The organism is Mesorhizobium sp. M7A.F.Ca.AU.002.02.1.1, assembly GCF_003998535.1.
Taxonomy (GTDB): Bacteria; Pseudomonadota; Alphaproteobacteria; order Rhizobiales; family Rhizobiaceae; genus Mesorhizobium; species Mesorhizobium ciceri.
The window spans coordinates 1-2,373 of record NZ_RZPB01000854.1 but is presented as its reverse complement, the minus strand read 5'-3'; the positions used below and the strand labels follow the sequence as shown (position 1 = coordinate 2,373).

At 63.0% G+C, this 2,373-nt stretch carries 4 protein-coding genes; 3 read left to right on the top strand and 1 reads right to left on the bottom strand.

Translation table 11 applies throughout. The annotated features are described in order from the left end of the window. The coding region (locus EN879_RS32345) for a deoxyguanosinetriphosphate triphosphohydrolase (protein WP_127274536.1) at positions 1-1,194 on the bottom strand (1,194 nt) is incomplete at its 3' end. Between the two features lie 90 nt (positions 1,195-1,284). On the opposite strand from EN879_RS32345, the gene erpA reads away from it, so the two are divergent. From erpA to EN879_RS32330, 3 genes are all read left to right on the top strand, one after another. Then, positions 1,285-1,632, top strand: a complete 348-nt coding sequence (gene erpA / locus EN879_RS32340) for an iron-sulfur cluster insertion protein ErpA (protein ID WP_013531288.1) — start codon at positions 1,285-1,287, stop codon at positions 1,630-1,632. A gap of 1 nt (position 1,633) precedes the next feature. Next, complete coding sequence (locus EN879_RS32335) at positions 1,634-2,029, top strand: VOC family protein (RefSeq protein WP_013531287.1); 396 nt, start codon at positions 1,634-1,636, stop codon at positions 2,027-2,029. Positions 2,030-2,045: 16 nt separating this feature from the next. Beyond that, positions 2,046-2,373 (top strand): exodeoxyribonuclease III (locus EN879_RS32330; RefSeq protein ID WP_206521047.1); only part of this gene is annotated, 328 nt, incomplete at its 3' end.

Sequence of the window (2,373 nt, the reverse complement as noted above, 5' to 3'; positions counted from 1 at the left end):
GTCAAACAAACGCCGGTGTTCCTTGAGCGCGTAGGTGTCGGTCATACCCGCCAGGAAGTCGGCGACGCTGCGCGCCTTGATGCGATCATCGGCCCGATCCAGCCCCTCGCGCCAGCCATCCGGCATGGCGCGCGGATCGGCGAAATAGGCGTCGAACAGATCCTTGACGATCTGCTCGGCATCCGCGCGCACCCTCATAACCTCGGCGTGCCGGTAGAGGTGCTTGTACAGAAAGGCCTTCAGTTCCTTCTCCAGGGCAGCCATTTCGGCCGAGAAAACCACCATCGTCTCGCCAGCTGCCCTCACTGCATCGGCGCTCGGCGGCCTGATGCGATCGAGATTGGCGGTCGTCGACCTGATCACGTCCTCGACCATGGCCGTTATCTGCCGCCGCATCAGTTCGTGGCCGGTGCGCACGGCATCGAGGGAAGGATAGCGTTCGCGCACGCCTTTCAGGATCGTTCCCGGCCGCGAAACCGTCTCCAGCATGTCCAGCGTCAAGAGCCCTGCCCTCAACCCGTCGTCGATGTCATGCGTGTTGTAGGCGATATCGTCGGCGATCGCCGCGCATTGCGCCTCGATGCCGGCGAACCGGTCGAGTTCGAGATCGTGCAGTTGCGAATAATCACGGATCGCCTGTGGCACCGGCCCTTTCAGACCCTTGCCGTTGGCATCCGTCAGCGGCCCATTGTGCTTGACCAGGCCTTCCAGCGTTTCCCAGGTCAGGTTGAGCCCGTCGAACTCGGCGTAGCGCGCCTCCAGCCTTGTCACGATGCGCAGCGATTGTGCGTTGTGGTCGAAGCCGCCCCAGACGGCCATCTTCTCGTTGAGCGCGTCCTCGCCGGTGTGGCCGAAGGGCGTGTGGCCGAAATCATGCACCAGCGCCACCGCCTCGGCCAGATCCTCGTCGCCGCGCAGCGCCCGTGCCAGGGCGCGCGCTATCTGCGCCACTTCGATCGAATGGGTCAGCCGGGTGCGATAGTGGTCGCCTTCATGGGCGATGAAGACCTGCGTCTTGTGCTTCAGCCGCCGGAAGGCCGTCGAATGGATGATGCGGTCACGGTCCCGCTGGAATGGCGTGCGGGTCGGGCTCTCCACCTCGTCGAACAGCCGCCCGCGCGAGTTTGCCGGATCGCAGGCATAGGCGGCGCGTGGCCGATAGCCGAATCCGATGTCGCCCAACTCACTGGTCATGGCTGATGCTGCCGCGTTTGACTTAGCCAGGTTGACTTGGCCCCTCGCGCTTCATACCTATCATGTGAAACCGAAAGCAAGGTGACGCCCATGGGCGCTGATGCCAAGACTGCCATGAAAGTCGATATGACCGAGGCCGCCGCCAAGCGGATCGCCAGGATTGTCTCGAACGAAGCCGGCAAGACGGCGCTGCGCGTTTCGGTCGAAGGCGGCGGCTGCTCGGGCTTTTCCTACAAGTTCGATCTGGTCGATACGCGCAACGACGACGACGTAGCCATCGAGAAGGACGGAGCCACGGTGCTGATCGACGATTTGTCGCTGGTCTATATGGGCGGATCTGTGATCGATTTCGTCGACGATCTGATGGGCCAGTCGTTCCAGATCCGCAATCCGAACGCCGTCGCCTCCTGCGGCTGCGGCACGAGTTTCTCCATATAGAATGCCTGCCATCGGTGCGGTCCGTCAGATCGCGCTGTCGGCTGGCCGTGACCTCGACGTGACGCTGGCTTTCTGGCGCGACGTGCTGGGCATGGCTGTCCATGCACGCTTCGATCCGCCGGGCATCGCCTTCATCATGGCCGGAGAAATCAGGCTGCTGTTCACCGACGGCGTACCGGCCGGAACCGTCTATCTCGACATATCGGGCCTTGATCAGTTCCATGCCTCGGCTGCTGCCGCCGGCGTGCCTTTCACCGCGCCGCCAACGCTTGTCCATCGCGACACGGACGGCCAGTTCGGTCCAGCGGGGGAAAGCGAATGGATGGCCTTCCTAAAGGACCCGGCTGGCAATACGATCGGCCTCGTCGAACGCCATCCGCCGCAAGAGCCCAACTGAACAGCACGAGACCGCCATGAAAATCGTCACCTGGAACATCAACGGTGTCCGCGCCCGCATCGGCAACCTCACCCATTGGCTGACCGAGAGCGCACCCGACATCGTCTGCCTGCAGGAGATCAAGACGGTCGACGAGCAGTTCCCGCGCGCCGAGATCGAGGCGCTTGGCTACAATGTCGAAACCCATGGCCAAAAGGGTTTCAACGGCGTCGCGCTGTTGTCGAAGCTGCGCTTCGACGAGGTGATCAGGGGCCTGCCCGGCGACGATGCCGATGAACAGGCGCGTTTCATCGAAGGCGTTTTCTCAACCGACAAGGGCGCCTTGCGTGTCGCCTCGCTCTATC